Source organism: Paenibacillus sp. OAS669 (assembly GCF_014873645.1).
Lineage (GTDB): Bacteria > Bacillota > Bacilli > Paenibacillales > NBRC-103111 > Paenibacillus_S > Paenibacillus_S vulneris.
On sequence record NZ_JADBDR010000001.1, the window covers coordinates 505195 to 519367 of the forward strand.

The following is a 14173-nucleotide window of genomic DNA, read 5'->3' on the forward strand; positions in this document are numbered from 1 at the left end:
TCGTAACCTTCGATTACATTTAGCTCTGCCTCCTCATCTTATAGGTTTTGAGCACAAAAAAAATCGTACCTAAGGGCAGACGCCTTATGTACGATCGGGCATTAAAGGTGCAGAATTCCGCGCTCCACAGCAACCGCTACAGCTTCGGAACGGGAATCTACGCCAAGCTTATTATAAATATTCGTCAGATGCGCCTTGACGGTCCGTTCGGAGATCCCCATGTCGAACGCGATCTCTTTGCTTCGAAAGCCCCGTGCGACGGCCTGCAGGATGATCAGCTCCTTTTCGGACATCATCGGTTTTTCAGGTTTGGAGACAGGAGTCATGTCCTGCTCCTTCATGGCAAATACTCTAGCCGTAATTTCCGGTTGAAGCAGCGTCTCTCCTCTTATGGCCGATTCAAGCGTTCGAAACAAATGGTCGCGGCCGGTATCCTTCAATAAGTACCCCTTAGCTCCCAACGCCAGCCCCCTTATCATCAGCTCATCCTCGTTATAGGTGGTAAGAATAATGACAGGAACGTCATACTGTCTTTCTTTTAACACCTGCATTGTTTCCAGACCGCTCATTTTGGGCATATTCAAATCCATCAGGATCACGTCGGGCCGCAGCTCTTCCAGCAAACGTAATGCCACCTCTCCGTTCTCCGCTTCCCCGATGACCTGAAATTGATCATTGGTTTCCAGTATTAGCTTGAGTCCTTCTCTAACGACAAAATGATCATCCACGATCAGCACTTGATGTTTCATGACAAATCTCCTTTCCTAAGCGGAGCCTTGACCTCAATGTGAGTGCCTTCAGTCCCGCTGCTGATATCCAATGTTCCTCCTATTAATCGGGTGCGCTCCATCATCCCCAGTAAACCATAGTGACTAGGTTGTTTACCAATTGTATGGGTGTTAAATCCGATGCCGTTATCCCGGATCCCGATCAGAAGGGAATCGCTGCTAGTGATTACTTCGATCCAGGCTCGTTCGGCTTGCGCATGCCGTGCTATATTGGTCAATCCCTCACTTACGAGATGCAGCCCGTGTTCCATGATGAGACCGGATAATGGAGCTTGAATTCTTATGTCCGAGGTCACATGGATGCCTGTAGCATTTGTGAAACGTTGGATTTCTTCGCGGACAGCTTCAGCAAAATCCGTTTCCGCTGCAGGCTTGGAGCGCAGATCGTCAATGGCTCCTCTGGCATCGCCCAGTGTTCTTCTTGCTTGAGCCATAGACTGTGTCACGATGTCCTGAGCCCTTCGTATATTGTTGTTCGACAAATGGGCATCTACCGCCTCTAACTGCATAATGAGCCCTGCCAGGCCTTGCGCCAACGTATCGTGCAGATCCCTTGCCATTCTTTGACGTTCGTTGGCCAAGGTCAGCTCCTCTACTTTCCGGTGGGTATGCTCCAGCTCGCGAAGAAACGTTTGCGTTCGAATTCGGGCGTGCACCTGTTGAAAAAACAACGTAGCATAGGCAACGGTAATAATCGTGTTCAAGATTAGAAAACTCAAAAAAAACAGCGGGTAATTCGCTTCTTTAATATAAACGAAAGAAAGATAGTATAAAATATACACAAACAGGCACACGAAAAAAACTTTTAACACGTTGTAATACACTCCAACGCTTTGACCGATCAATATCGGGAACAAGCCTATGAGAACGGCTTCAAACCCGCGCGGCATCACATATGCGCATACCAGGATTACGAGGCCCTGAATAACAATATAAATCCACGCCATCTTGGCGACAAGCTTGCTTGAAAACCAATACAACCCGACATGAAGGCACATCAGTCCCGTAAAAAGCAAACTTTGGCCTAATAATGGAGCGGATGTCATTTGTATAATAATCACAGCGATATAGACCAGGCTCACCCATATCAGAATGGGACCTCTTGAAACAGATAGTTGTTCATGGCTTGGGCCAGATTCCATAGTATCACCTCTTTCTATAGTTTCATTATAGTATTATTTTCCCCTTAATACTTGTACTTTAGTGCATGCCCGTAGGTACAGTCTCTCGAAAATACAAACAAAAGCCGAATCCCGGACAGGTTTCGGCTTTCGCTGCTCCTTGCCTACTCCCCTTTATTTTTGTAAGCTAAAAGGGATAAGGAGTGAAGGATATGTCTTATATTGAATCTCTCGACTTGAATGAGCTTAAGCTTTATTTTGCCTACAAAAGACAAAGCACGGAAATCGAGCCGTTTCGAGGCACGTTCCATGCCCATCAAGGCATTGAAATATTGATAGTCCATGAAGGGAAAGGAACGCTGATCGTCGATCAGAAAAGCTACGAAGTCACCTCGGGCACGCTCTGTCTCTTTCAGCCTTATCAACTGCATCATATCCAAATGGAAGTTACCCGGCAGACGCCTTTCATTCGCTCCATCATTCAGTTTGAGCCTTCGCTCTATGAAGCTTATTTCGAGAAATGGCCCAGCCTGGCGGCTTTTTTCAGACATATTCATACAAGCAAGCTGCCATATCCATGCCTGTATCAGCTTGAACCGTCGATGCAGTTTCACTCGCTGCTGCAAAGCATGGAGCATAGACTGCCCGCTTTAAACAAAAAAGATGCGCTCGAAGAATACTCCTTGTTTCTCATCTCGTTCTTCCGCGAATTCAAGCCGCTTTGGGAGCAAAAAAGCAAGGGCCAGATCAGCAAGAGCGTAACGCGAAAACCCCACCAAGCCGAGCGAATTCTCGCCTGGCTGGAGGGGCATTATACTGAACCGCTTCGTCTGGAGAAGATGGCGGGAGAGCTGCATCTGTCTCCGCACCATCTATCCCACTTGTTCAAGGAGTGCACAGGCTCCAGCATTTCCGACTACGTGATCGCGAGGCGGATGCAGCAAGCCGTGAAGCTGCTTATCTCCACCGATCAATCCGTAGCGTACATCGGGGAATCCGTCGGGATGCCCAACTGCTCCTTTTTTTGCAAAACATTTAAAAAACAACTGGGCGTCACACCGCATCAATACCGGAAGCAGTGGCAAAACCAATCCGTCTTTACGACAACTCCTGACTTTTAACAATATCGATCGCATCGCGTTGGGCAATCAGGCACAGCTCCGCCGCTTTGAAGGCATGCTCCTGCGTCATCGCCGTCTCCGTGCGGTTGAGGCAATCCAGGATCAGCTGTCCGAAGTAAGGGAAGCCGACTTTTCCGTTTACGGCAAAATGATGCTCACCCTCTTGATTCACCAAATAGACGTGGTCGCTTGTCTGATCGCGGGCGATATCCACATATTTGCGAAGCTCGATGTATCCATCCGTACCGAGGATCGTCAAACGCCCGTCCCCCCAGGTGCTTAACCCGTCGGGCGTCAACCAATCGACGCGGAAATAACCGGTCGCTCCGTTATCTCCGATCAACGTCGCATCGCCAAAATCTTCAAAGTTGGGGTACTGAGGGTAATGATAATTAGCGACCTTGCTGTGGACAACCTTGGCATCCTTCGCCCCGGTGAAATAAAGGAACTGCTCGATTTGATGGCTGCCGATATCGCACAGAATACCGCCGAACTTCTCCTTCTCAAAGAACCAGTCCGGTCTGCTGCCGGCGTTGATCCGGTGCGGCCCCAAGCCAATCACCTGAAGGACACGGCCGATAGCCCCCTGCTGGACAAGCTGCCCGGCATAAACCGCGCTTTCCACATGCAAACGCTCGCTGTAATAGACCGCATATTTACGTCCGGTCTCGGCCGTCTTCTTCCTGGCCGCCTCCAGCTGCTCCAGTGTCGTGAAAGGCGCTTTGTCCGTGAAATAATCTTTGCCATGATCCATGACGCGAAGCCCGAGATGTCCGCGGTCCGAAGGAATGGCGGCCGCAGCGACCAGCTTGACCTCGTCATCTTGCAAAATCTCCTCTAGCGAGCGGGCCGCCCGAACTTCGGGATAAGCGTTCACGAATGCCTCCACTTTCGCCGGATCCGGGTCATACACCCATTTTAACTGGCCGCCCGCTTCCCTCAATCCGTTGCACATGCCGTAAATATGTCCATGGTCCAGTGCCGCCGCAGCGAAGATGAACTCTCCGGGCCCGCAGACCGCATTAAAATTGCCTTTCGGCGCGTAATTCATTCCGTCACTCTTTTGCATGTTCTATAGATCCCCTTTTTTTATTGATAAGTGCTTCCCGTTGTAATCGACTGTGACGCGAAATTTTCAATCGACGTTTTTTTCTCATAAAATCGCGTGGCATTAGCTTGAACCCCGCTTCTTGTGTAGAACGGATCTTGTTCGGTAAGCGGAAGCTTGACCTTCTCGCCGGTGCTGGCCGACTTGTAGATCGCGGTGATGAGCTCCAGGGTCTGGCGGCCGCTAATACCGTCAATCAGCACGGGAGCGCCCGTCTCTACAGCGGTTAATACATTATCGATTTGTCCCGTATGCGCTTCATAGGCCACCTCGGGCAGCCCGTCATACAAAGCTTGAAGCTGAGCTTCCAACGCTGTATTCGGCTCGGGGAACCCGTTCGCTCGCGAGTTGGACGCGGTCACCTTCCATGGGGCCGAAACCCTCGCTTTTTCCCCTTGGAAGATGAGCTGCTGCTCTTCGCCATGATGGACAACCGAGCTGGTCAGCTGTCCCAGAGCGCCGTCCGCATACCGGAGCATGCCGATCGAAAGATCCTCGACCTCCGCATTGTCATGCGCAACATTGCTCATCATAGCCTGCAGCTCCACAGGACTTCCCATCATCCAGAGCAGTGCGTCGATATGATGCACGGCATGGTTTAAGGTCGGCCCTCCCCCTTCCTTCTCCCAGGTTCCGCGCCACCACAGATCGTAGTAGCAGTGTCCCCGCCACCAGAACGAATCGACCTGCACATGGAGGACTTTTCCGATGAGGCCGCTCTCCAGAACCGCTTTCATTTTCATCATGGGCGTTTTGAACCGGTTCTGCGCCACTACGGATAGCATTTTGCCTGTCCTTCGAGCCGCTTCATTCATCCTGTCGCATTCTTCAAGAGAAGAAGCCATCGGCTTCTCCACCAGAACATGAGCACCGGCTTCCATAAATTGGACAGCCAATTCCGCATGCGTATAGGGCGGCGTGCAGATGGAGACGAGATCGATATCCTCCTGCAAAAGCTCCTTGTAATCCTTGACCGCCCGGGCCTCAAGCCCGAACTGGTCGATGCGCTCCTGCGCCTTTTCAACATAAATATCGCTGACTGCAACAATGCGGCATCGCTCCGGAAATTGCAAATACCCTTCCATATGCGCCGCTGAAATCGCGCCCGCTCCGATAATAGCTACCCTCAACACGTTCTTATGCCTCCCATCGTTTGGTTGCTCCCAGCATATCAATAATACAGGGCCCCATGTGATGCTGCTTTGTTTAAAAATAATACTACTTTGCGGTTTCTTACAGACCCTGCCGTTATTTCATGCCGGATGTCACCATTCCGCTCACAAATTGGCGTTGGAAAATAATGAATACAACAAGTACCGGGATCATCGTAATAACAGACATCGCGAGCAGACTGCCCCAGTCCACATTGAATTCCCCCATAAAGTTGGACAGGGCCAATTGAATGGTATACAAGGACGGATCGCTGATGCCGATCAACGGCCATAGAAAATCGTCCCACCGCCACATAAAAGAGAAAATCGCAAGAACCGATAATATGGGCTTGCACAGCGGCAAAATGATCCGCGAATAAATCCGCCATTCGGTTGCCCCGTCCATCCGCGCTGCTTCCAGCAGCTCGTCCGGAACGCTAAGCAAGTACTGTCTGATCAGAAATACCCCGGTCGGGGTGGCCGCAGGAGGAATAATAAGAGCCAGCAGGGTGTTGAACAGACCCAGAAAGCTGAGCACCTTAAAGATCGGGATCATAATTACCTCAAGCGGAATCATCAATGTAGACACGAATCCGACAAGCAGCAGGGTATCTCCTTTAAATTTGTATTTTGCCAGCGCGAACCCCGCCATCGAGTTGATCAGCAGCAGCAGCACCGTCGAGCTAATCGTTACTATGGCACTGTTCATAAAGTACCGGCCGAAATTACCCTTCTCGAAAGCATCGGTAAAGTGCTCGAACGTAAACGGCTCGGGCCAAAACCGCGGAGGAAAGCTGTACAAATCGTTGTTCGTCTTGAAGGACGAGAGGACGATCCAAAGCACGGGAAACAGCCATGCGGCAGCCAATACAAACAGAAGAAGGTACAAGGATATTTTGGCAGATGTTTTCAGTTCCACGTTAGTCGGCGCCTCCCTTGGACAATCTGAACTGCAATGCGGTAAACAGCGAAATCAGAATAAACAGCAGCACCGACATGGCGCTGGCCATCCCCAGCTCCTGCTTGGCAAAGCCGGTTTCATAGATATATTGCACGACATACGTCGTTTCTTTGCCCGGTCCGCCGCCTGTCAGAGCAAACAATAGAGGATAGGCCTTTACCGCCTCGATCAGGGAAAGCATAATGACAAGAACGGTCGTCGGCTTGAGCAGCGGCAGTGTAATGCTCCGGAATACCCGAAGCTTGGAAGCCCCATCCAGTCTTGCCGCTTCGTAAAAATCGGTCGGAATGGCTTGCAATCCGGCCATAAAAATGACCATATAAAATCCAAGACGTGACCAGGCGGTGGCGATAATAACGGAACCGTTCGCAAAAAAGGAATCGGACAAAAAATGAACGGGTTCGATACCAAAAAGCGTCAGGAAGTAATTCAAAACGCCGAAATCACCGAAAATCCATTTCCACGTCAAACCGACAATGATATAAGAAATCATCGTAGGCCAATAAAAGACGGAGCGAAACAGGCCTTTCCACTTGAGCGGCTGAATCAGCATCATCGCTACGGCGAGCGACAAGCAGTAAATCAAGGGCACTACGATAAGCGCATAGAGGGCCGTTTTTCCCAGCGCCGTCCAAAACTCTCCGTTGGTAAACAGCTCTTTGTAATTATCCAGACCGACGAATTCCATCGGATTCAATCCGTCATACTCATGAAATGAATAGACAAACCCGGTAATCATAGGAATGACGATAAACGTGGTGAAAATGAGCAAGTTAGGCAGCACAAACAGATACGGAATCCAACCCATGGATGGGTTGGGCCGCTTCCTTTTTTGTATCGCCTTGGCGGCCGAGGCTTGTGCAGACATCAGGGTTGCCCCCTCTTTTCATCTTTAATAGCTTTATCGATTAATCCGGCAATCTTATCAAGACCTGCCTGCGCCGTCGATTTTCCGGCAACGATTTCCGATATCGTCGTTTTCAAATCGTTGCTGAATTTCGGCACGACTGTTTGTCTGGACCAATCCTCCGCCGCAGCCGGTACCGTGTTGTTCAGTTCGTTCGAGAACACTTCCATCATGTCTTTGCCGAAAGCGTAGTCCAGCTTGGCGCTGTCTTTGCGCGGACTCAGGAATAGCGCCTCTTGCGTAAATTTGGAGTTCACTTCTTTGCTCGAAATGTAGTTGATGAAATCCGTCGCTTCTTTTTCCACGCCGGAATTTTTGAACGCCATGGCGAATTTGCCGCCGGGCACCGAGGAGCGCACTTTGCCCTTCGGCATATACGTAACGCCCCACTCAAAGTTCGTAATATCTTTATAGTTGCTGATCATCCAGTTTCCAGCCAAATGCGCGGCAACCGTTCCGGTGCGGAACAAATTATTCGGGTTTTCCCCGCCTAGCCAAACAGATGTCGGGGCGATGCCGTCCGTATGGAGCTTCTTAAAATATTCCGCCGCCTGCACGCCTGCTTCGTTGTTGATCGTCGCTTTCGAGCCGTCTTGACTCATCATGCTGCCTCCGAATTGATACAGCAAGGTCGACCAGCGCTGCGGCGTATAGTCCCATACGAGACCGTATTTGGCTCCGCCCTTGTCCATAACCTGCTTCAAGGCAGCTGAGAACTCGTCCCATGTCCAGACATTGTCAGGAGATGTCGGCACTTTGACCCCCGCTTTGTCAAACAAGGTTTTGTTATAGATCAGTCCGTTGGCCGTCACGTCCATGGGAGCAGCCACCGCTTTGCCATTGACGACATAGAACGGTTTCAATGAATCGAGGAACTGACTGGTAAAGGAATCCAAACCGCCGCTGTTCTGGCTCAAATCTACCGCTTGATTGGCGAATGCCCCAAGATCTGTCGTGACGCGGGCAAGCGCAGGGGGTTGTCCGCCAGCGATCATCGTTTTCAGCTTCGTATTCAAGTCCTTGAAAGGAACCTCGATCATATTGATTTTGATATTCGTGTTTTTAGCCTCATAATCTTTAATGATGCCTTTCATGATCTCGCCTTCATTGCCGTCCGAGAACCAAACGAAATCCAGCTTTGCGTTCTTTTTGGCACCGGCCGCCTTCCCGGCATCCCCCGGCTCTTTCTTGGAGCAAGCAGCTACCATTAATGTCATCAAAACCAGAACCATAGTGATAGATACCGCTTTCATAATCTTGCTCATACATACTCCCCTTTTCCTTTAAATCCTCGTTAGCATATGATGCTCCTAGCTTGCAAATCGGGCTTCTTGCCTAGCGCGCTCCCCGTTTCACAACTTCGCCTCCTGCTTCCTAGCATATCAAGAATGCGCTTACTTAAGTAACGCTACTTTGTGAAAAAATAACACTACTTTGTGGTTGAGTGACTTTTTGTATTGAAAAAACATTGGGATTAGTATTTAGAGAAAAGTTAATTTGATCGCTGTCAATTTTGCAGTGCATGCCCGTAGGTACAGTCCTTCGAAATACGTACAAAAGCCGGGGCCCGGATAGGCCTCGGCATAATTGTTGTTCCTTTTCACTTCGACAAATACTGGGGCGGATTCACATCATTAATGAGCAGAATTCCGTCGTATTGATCGCGGGCGATGATGCTTTCCGGAATCATTCCCCAGCTGTAGGCAAAACGGGGCTCGAACATCCATGAGCTGCCAGCTCCATTGTTCCGATAGCGCATATCAACAAAGGTATAAGGAGAACCGGCAGACGATAAAATAGATTCGATCGAGCCCGGATCAAGTGGGGCAACGTCATGCAATTTTCTTAAGTTATCGGCGGTTTTCCCGCTGGCTGGATAAAGACCAAGCACGTAACTATACTTCTTCATTTCATCGGAGAGCATTTCCCCCATCAATGAAACCGGGTACGGCGTGCCCATCACTTCAGAGTGCGCTTTACGGATATGATCGTTGTGAGCCCAGACGATAAACTTCTCGTTAGGATATACCTGGGTAGCGAGCCACATGAGATTATCAAGCATGGCTCTGTCCCGCCATGTCATCGATTCGTAAAAAGGGGCGGGATCACCGGCCTCCAGGCCGATATTGGACCTGATCGAAATCTCCACATACTCCTCCGCTACCCGAATCCGGTCGTTCAGGCTTCTTTCGAGCAGAACCGCGAGTTTTGGATTGTTGGGATAATTTATTTTCAAATAATCTTGATTCGCATCCGACTGCAATGATACTAACGCTTCCTTATATACCTCGATCAATGATTCCTTCTCTTGGCGGTAAACCTCCAGCTCTTTGCCGAGTGAGTAATTGGACAGTTTTTGCTCCGCTTCGGCAAGACGCTTGGCGACCGCCTCATCTTTAAGCCATGAACCGTCAAATAACGGGTACTGCAGCTGCATGTCGAAGCCTGTTAATATGAGAGGCTGCCGGCTGGTTTGCGATGCATGAATATAATCGAATAAGGGCAAGGTTTCCTTGGACGCCCACACACCGACAATGGACTTCTTCAGCGTCTGTTCCGCACTCTGTTGTCCGGACTTGCCGTAAGCCAAAGCGGCGTTTCCTAGGGAGCTCTCAAAGGCCAGTACGTTATAGCCCATTTCTTGATGAAGAAATTGAATGAGCCGGGTCTTCGCAAGGTTGAACTCAGCAACGCCATGGGAGCTTTCCCCTAGAAAAACAATACGTTTGTCATACAGCAGAGGCTTCAGCATGTTCAGATCCCGGAATGAGTCCGTCCCACCATCGCCATTAGAGGGCTGGATCGTATCCAGACGGTATACGTTCTCTTTGGCCCATGCTTTCCAATCAGCGATTTTTTCATCGGATGTACGGGCGCCCTTCCCTTCGGCAGCCTGGTTCTGAGAATTTTCGGTGGCATAAGCCGTCCGAGAACCTCCTTCTAAAGTAACGGCGGCTCCCAGAATGGAGACTGTCAGCAGAAATGCCGCAGAAACTTTACTTATACTAGAAAATGATTTCATGGTAGACTATTCTCCTTTACGTGTTCTATTCCTCTTCCCAGAACAGATCGTCGAGCGTGCAAGACAGCGCCTTGCAAATGGCCACACACAAACTGAGGGACGGATTATATTTGCCCAATTCGATTAATCCTATGGTTTGTCTGGAAACACCGACGATCCGGGCAAGCTCTTCCTGAGAAAGATCCTTTTCCACCCGAGCCATCTTGAGTTTGATATTTTTCATTGCGCGTCCGCCTCATCTCTTCTCTACGATTCCAGATCGTTGTGCGACATATTCCGGCTTACTTTGTTGGCAAAATAATGAAGACCCGAGACGGCCGCCACAAAAAACGGGATATAGATGATTAGCGAGACGAAGAAGACGATAAAGAAATATTTGATTGTGGTTGCACCGCCGCCATCCCCATAAAGTACCGCGCTTCGAATACCGAGCAGCATGGCGATAGAAAAGCCGATAACGAGACCCGTAAATGCGATTCGTTTGCTGAACGACATTTTTCTTTTCCTGTCGTGCACCTCTACTTCGTCGGAATACAATCCCAGCGTTACGCTGCGGATAAAGCAATAAAGGCTCCCTCCCGCAAGAATGAGCAGCTCCAGCATAACGGATTCCATATCGGAGGACATAAAGGTTTTCACAATGACGGAAATACTGCAGATCGTCATGATCAGCGCATAAGCTTCTTTAAAAATTTTGTTTTTCATGTTAACAATACGTTCATCCTCCACTGCGCTCTTCCTGGTCCAAATCATGACTCCCACTCCTCTGTATAAGATTACTCGTGTGTATTGTAACAAATATATATGTCATAATGCAATATATATATTACAATTTGACATATATACTTATCTTCACTACAAAAACAAGGTGGAAGAACCTTCACGAAATTTTATAAACCTATCATGTTTGCCCGGTGACTTATTGCATTGAGATAGCCGATGTATACGCTGTCATTTTGCTCCTCCTCGTTCGAAAAGATAAAAATAAAAACCCACGATTGATGTGGGTCTGAAATAGTATTCTTCCTTGTCATCCGACACGTTGTCGAAATACTGGCACAAACTTATGCTTTAACAGGCTCTGCCGCATGGATTTCTGAGCTTTCGGAAGAAACCGAAGCCGAAGCGGGCTGCTCCTTTGCTTTCTTTTTTTCTCTCAGTAAAAAGACAAGAGGAATACAAATGAATGCTGGTATAGCTGAAACGTAGAAAGTATCTGCGATACCGCGAACCATCGCTTCCTTTTGCATAATGCCTGCCAAATAACTTATCGCCGTGCTGTTGCTGGTCGCTGAATCGACGCCGCCCTGTATCAGCATCCCGGATAAGGTCGAGATGAAGGAAGCGGCAGCTTCCGAATAGCTCGGCACATCTTCTGTAATGCGGTAGTAATGAAAATATTGCCGTGAATTCATGATGGTGGTCAAAATCGCGATCCCCATGGAGCTCATTACTTGACGGGTTACGTTAGAGAGCGGCGACGCATCATTGATCAGTTCCTTTGGGACGCTGCTCATCCCGACTGTTGAGATCGGCATCATACATAGCCCGATGCCAAAGCCACGAATAGTTAATACAACATTAATCCACAGATGGGATGTATCCGCTGTAAGCTTACAAAGATCATACGTTGTTATACCGAGGATAAGCAGCCCGATGACGCCCAACGGGAGAACGCCAATCTTCTCCTGGAGCTTCCCGCTGATCGGCATCATAAGTGCCATAGCTACCGACTGTGGAAGAAGTAAAATACCGGAATCCAGTGCTGTCATGGATTGCACGTTCTGCAGATAGATCGGCATCATGAACGTACCACCCATCATGGCCATAGTGATAAGTCCAGCGGTCAACGTACTTGCGCTGAATTGCAGATTCTTGAACACCTTCAAATTAAGAAGCGGCGCCTCAGCGGTCAATTCTGCCCATAACAGCAGTGCAAAGCTTACTGCGGAGATGAAGAACAAAGTGACGATATACTGCGAGGTCCATCCCTCCGTTTGCCCTTTACTCAAGGCAAGCAGCAGTGATCCGAAAAAAATGACCGACATTGCAGCCCCAAGCGTATCGAATTTCAGATTGGTCTGCTTCACGCCGTCTTTTAGAAAAAAGTAGCTGGCTATTGCAGCGACAACGCCAACCGGCACATTTAAAAAGAACAGCGTTCTCCAGCTGTAGTACTGAATCAAAAAGCCGCCTAGCGTAGGACCGAGGGCCGGCGCAACCATTGCTGCAACACCCCAGATCCCCATCGCCAGACCGATTTGCTGTCGCGGTACGATCGTATAGATAACAGCCATACCGACCGGCATGATGAAACCGCCCGTCAACCCTTGAAAAATCCGGAATGCAATCAAGCTTGTATCATTCCAAGCAAGGCCGCACAATAAAGATCCCATCGTAAAACCGATAACGGAAAGAAGCAGCACCTGCTTGCTGCCGAATCGGGCGGACAAAAAGCCGCTCGCCGGAATAACAACCGCTGACGCCAGCATGAACCCGGTGACAACCCATTGAATTGTTGTCGTCGGTACTCCGAATACAGTTGACAGCTTGGGAAGCGCAACGTTCACCAAGCTGCTGCTTAGTACCGACACGAAGGTAGCCAGAATAATAGCAATAAGAGGCAGCCAAAAGTTAGACTCCTCCGTATGATCGAGCGGAGGGGCCGCTGCTGCAGCTTGAGACGGGTCCGACATGTTTAATGCCTCCTATTTACTCTTGACTTGGTACCAGAACGAGCACCCGCCCCCAGCTGCAACAATCATCGATACGGCGAGAATCATATATTTCCTGTTCATGGTTCTTCCTCAACCTTCTTCTCCAAATAACTAGTCAGCAGATCCAATGACCGGATAATGCTATCCAGTTCCTCCGGTGCCAAATCCTTCAGAAGACTCTCTACCTCAATCCCCATCGGAGTATTGAAAATAGTAGTCAGTTTACTTATAGATTCGCCGATTTGCATTTTGCTCATTTGTTATTGACCCTTCATTTTATTTCGTACACGAAATATCGATCCATAAGATCGGCTTCCTAGAAGCCTGCTGTCCACCCGGCGTCTGCGGTGATGACCGTGCCATTCACAAAGCTTGATTCATCGGATGCAAGGAAGAGAGCCACTTGTGCGATTTCTTCGGCTTGGCCGATGCGCGGAATAACTCCTTGGGTTACTTTTGTTCGGGAAGCACCGAACTCATTCACGTTATGGATCGATGAAGTGATGTTCGTCATCGTTGCACCCGGTGCTATCGCATTGCAGCGAATGCCTTTTTGCGCGTACATAAAGCCTGTGTTTTTGGTGATACCGACAACGGCATGCTTAGAAGCTGTATAGGCTGCTCCCGCATGGGCGCCGCTGAAACCGCCCGTAGAGGCTGTGTTTATAATAACGCCCTTCCCCTTTTCCAGGAAGATGGGAATCGATTTACGGATTGCACGCATAACGCTTTTCGTATTTACATCAAAAATAAGATCCCATTTATCGTCGTCCACGTCGCCTACGGGTGCCATGTTATCCATAATGCCGGCGTTGTTAACCAAAATATCAAGCGTTCCGTACTCATTAACAGCCGTATCGATCATACTATTAATGTCATTCAAGTCGGCAACATTCGTTTTCACAGCAATGGCTTCGCCGCCGTTGGATTTAATGCTCTCTACAACTGCTGCAGCACCTTCCATATTCAAATCGGAGACGACCACCTTTGCTCCTTCTTTTGCATACAGTTCAGCAATGGCTTTGCCCATGCCCGAGGCTGCCCCGGTAACGACCGCTACTTTACCTTCCAAACGCATAATAAATCCCTCCAAATAGTTTACTGATTCGTGACTTAGTTTACATCTTGTTGTATAGTTAACAATATATAAATTAGATTATAAATAAGACAGCCGTATTTACAAGCGACACATAATGATGAAGTGTAAATTAGAATACAGAACACATTATTTCTGTAGCTAATCCTGAAAAAATACTACGTCCGGCAAATCATTTGTA

The 14173-nt window shown here is 48.9% G+C and carries 14 protein-coding genes; 1 reads left to right on the plus strand and 13 read right to left on the minus strand.

The window, feature by feature from the left end; genetic code table 11:
* Positions 1-101 precede the first annotated feature (101 nt).
* Together GGC63_RS01835 and GGC63_RS01840 are read right to left on the minus strand one after the other, a co-directional pair.
* A complete protein-coding gene (locus tag GGC63_RS01835; protein WP_079908746.1) occupies positions 102-749 on the minus strand; it encodes a response regulator in 648 nt (215 codons plus the stop codon).
* Complete coding sequence (locus tag GGC63_RS01840) at positions 746-1930, minus strand: sensor histidine kinase (protein ID WP_192700882.1); 1185 nt, start codon at positions 1928-1930, stop codon at positions 746-748. Before GGC63_RS01840 ends, GGC63_RS01835 begins: the two co-directional genes overlap by 4 nt.
* A gap of 191 nt (positions 1931-2121) precedes the next feature.
* Here GGC63_RS01840 and GGC63_RS01845 point away from each other — a divergent pair, with 191 nt between their 5' ends.
* Positions 2122-3030, plus strand: coding sequence for an AraC family transcriptional regulator (locus GGC63_RS01845; protein WP_079908744.1), 909 nt, complete (start codon positions 2122-2124; stop codon positions 3028-3030).
* Here the strand turns inward: GGC63_RS01845 and GGC63_RS01850 are convergent.
* From GGC63_RS01850 to GGC63_RS01900, 11 genes are all read right to left on the minus strand, one after another.
* Positions 3008-4099, minus strand: coding sequence for a Gfo/Idh/MocA family protein (locus GGC63_RS01850; protein ID WP_192700883.1), 1092 nt, complete (start codon positions 4097-4099; stop codon positions 3008-3010). The genes GGC63_RS01845 and GGC63_RS01850 overlap by 23 nt on opposite strands.
* A 20-nt stretch (positions 4100-4119) precedes the next feature.
* The gene (locus GGC63_RS01855; protein ID WP_192700884.1) at positions 4120-5271 is read right to left on the minus strand and encodes a Gfo/Idh/MocA family protein; all 1152 of its coding nucleotides are present in this window, start codon (positions 5269-5271) and stop codon (positions 4120-4122) included.
* Between the two features lie 115 nt (positions 5272-5386).
* Positions 5387-6208, minus strand: coding sequence for a carbohydrate ABC transporter permease (locus GGC63_RS01860; protein ID WP_192700885.1), 822 nt, complete (start codon positions 6206-6208; stop codon positions 5387-5389).
* 1 nt (position 6209) lies between these two features.
* Positions 6210-7118, minus strand: coding sequence for a carbohydrate ABC transporter permease (locus GGC63_RS01865; RefSeq protein WP_079908740.1), 909 nt, complete (start codon positions 7116-7118; stop codon positions 6210-6212).
* The gene (locus tag GGC63_RS01870; RefSeq protein ID WP_192700886.1) at positions 7118-8422 is read right to left on the minus strand and encodes an ABC transporter substrate-binding protein; all 1305 of its coding nucleotides are present in this window, start codon (positions 8420-8422) and stop codon (positions 7118-7120) included. Before GGC63_RS01870 ends, GGC63_RS01865 begins: the two co-directional genes overlap by 1 nt.
* Before the next feature lie 335 nt (positions 8423-8757).
* Entirely contained in the window at positions 8758-10179 is a 1422-nt protein-coding gene (locus GGC63_RS01875; protein ID WP_192700887.1) for an erythromycin esterase family protein, read from the minus strand.
* Between the two features lie 25 nt (positions 10180-10204).
* The gene (locus GGC63_RS01880; protein WP_079908737.1) at positions 10205-10402 is read right to left on the minus strand and encodes a helix-turn-helix transcriptional regulator; all 198 of its coding nucleotides are present in this window, start codon (positions 10400-10402) and stop codon (positions 10205-10207) included.
* 23 nt (positions 10403-10425) lie between these two features.
* Positions 10426-10932 (minus strand): DUF6773 family protein, encoded by a 507-nt coding sequence (locus GGC63_RS01885; RefSeq protein WP_079908736.1) that lies wholly within the window; start codon positions 10930-10932, stop codon positions 10426-10428.
* Between the two features lie 311 nt (positions 10933-11243).
* Complete coding sequence (locus GGC63_RS01890; protein WP_192700888.1) at positions 11244-12875, minus strand: DHA2 family efflux MFS transporter permease subunit; 1632 nt, start codon at positions 12873-12875, stop codon at positions 11244-11246.
* Between the two features lie 98 nt (positions 12876-12973).
* Positions 12974-13153: a hypothetical protein gene (locus GGC63_RS01895; protein ID WP_192700889.1), complete on the minus strand. Its 180-nt coding sequence runs from the start codon at positions 13151-13153 to the stop codon at positions 12974-12976.
* Between the two features lie 59 nt (positions 13154-13212).
* A complete protein-coding gene (locus GGC63_RS01900; protein ID WP_192700890.1) occupies positions 13213-13974 on the minus strand; it encodes an SDR family oxidoreductase in 762 nt (253 codons plus the stop codon).
* Positions 13975-14173: the final 199 nt, after the last annotated feature.

Bases quoted from the DNA above. Each gene is read 5' to 3' on its own strand.
- GGC63_RS01870 (WP_192700886.1), bottom strand. From the start codon at position 8,422: ATGAGCAAGATTATGAAAGCGGTATCTATCACTATGGTTCTGGTTTTG.
- GGC63_RS01875 (WP_192700887.1), bottom strand. From the start codon at position 10,179: ATGAAATCATTTTCTAGTATAAGTAAAGTTTCTGCGGCATTTCTGCTG.
- GGC63_RS01890 (WP_192700888.1), bottom strand. From the start codon at position 12,875: ATGTCGGACCCGTCTCAAGCTGCAGCAGCGGCCCCTCCGCTCGATCAT.
- GGC63_RS01840 (WP_192700882.1), bottom strand. From the start codon at position 1,930: ATGGAATCTGGCCCAAGCCATGAACAACTATCTGTTTCAAGAGGTCCC.
- GGC63_RS01895 (WP_192700889.1), bottom strand. From the start codon at position 13,153: ATGAGCAAAATGCAAATCGGCGAATCTATAAGTAAACTGACTACTATT.
- GGC63_RS01835 (WP_079908746.1), bottom strand. From the start codon at position 749: ATGAAACATCAAGTGCTGATCGTGGATGATCATTTTGTCGTTAGAGAA.
- GGC63_RS01885 (WP_079908736.1), bottom strand. From the start codon at position 10,932: ATGATTTGGACCAGGAAGAGCGCAGTGGAGGATGAACGTATTGTTAAC.
- GGC63_RS01845 (WP_079908744.1), top strand. From the start codon at position 2,122: ATGTCTTATATTGAATCTCTCGACTTGAATGAGCTTAAGCTTTATTTT.
- GGC63_RS01900 (WP_192700890.1), bottom strand. From the start codon at position 13,974: ATGCGTTTGGAAGGTAAAGTAGCGGTCGTTACCGGGGCAGCCTCGGGC.
- GGC63_RS01880 (WP_079908737.1), bottom strand. From the start codon at position 10,402: ATGAAAAATATCAAACTCAAGATGGCTCGGGTGGAAAAGGATCTTTCT.
- GGC63_RS01865 (WP_079908740.1), bottom strand. From the start codon at position 7,118: ATGTCTGCACAAGCCTCGGCCGCCAAGGCGATACAAAAAAGGAAGCGG.
- GGC63_RS01850 (WP_192700883.1), bottom strand. From the start codon at position 4,099: ATGCAAAAGAGTGACGGAATGAATTACGCGCCGAAAGGCAATTTTAAT.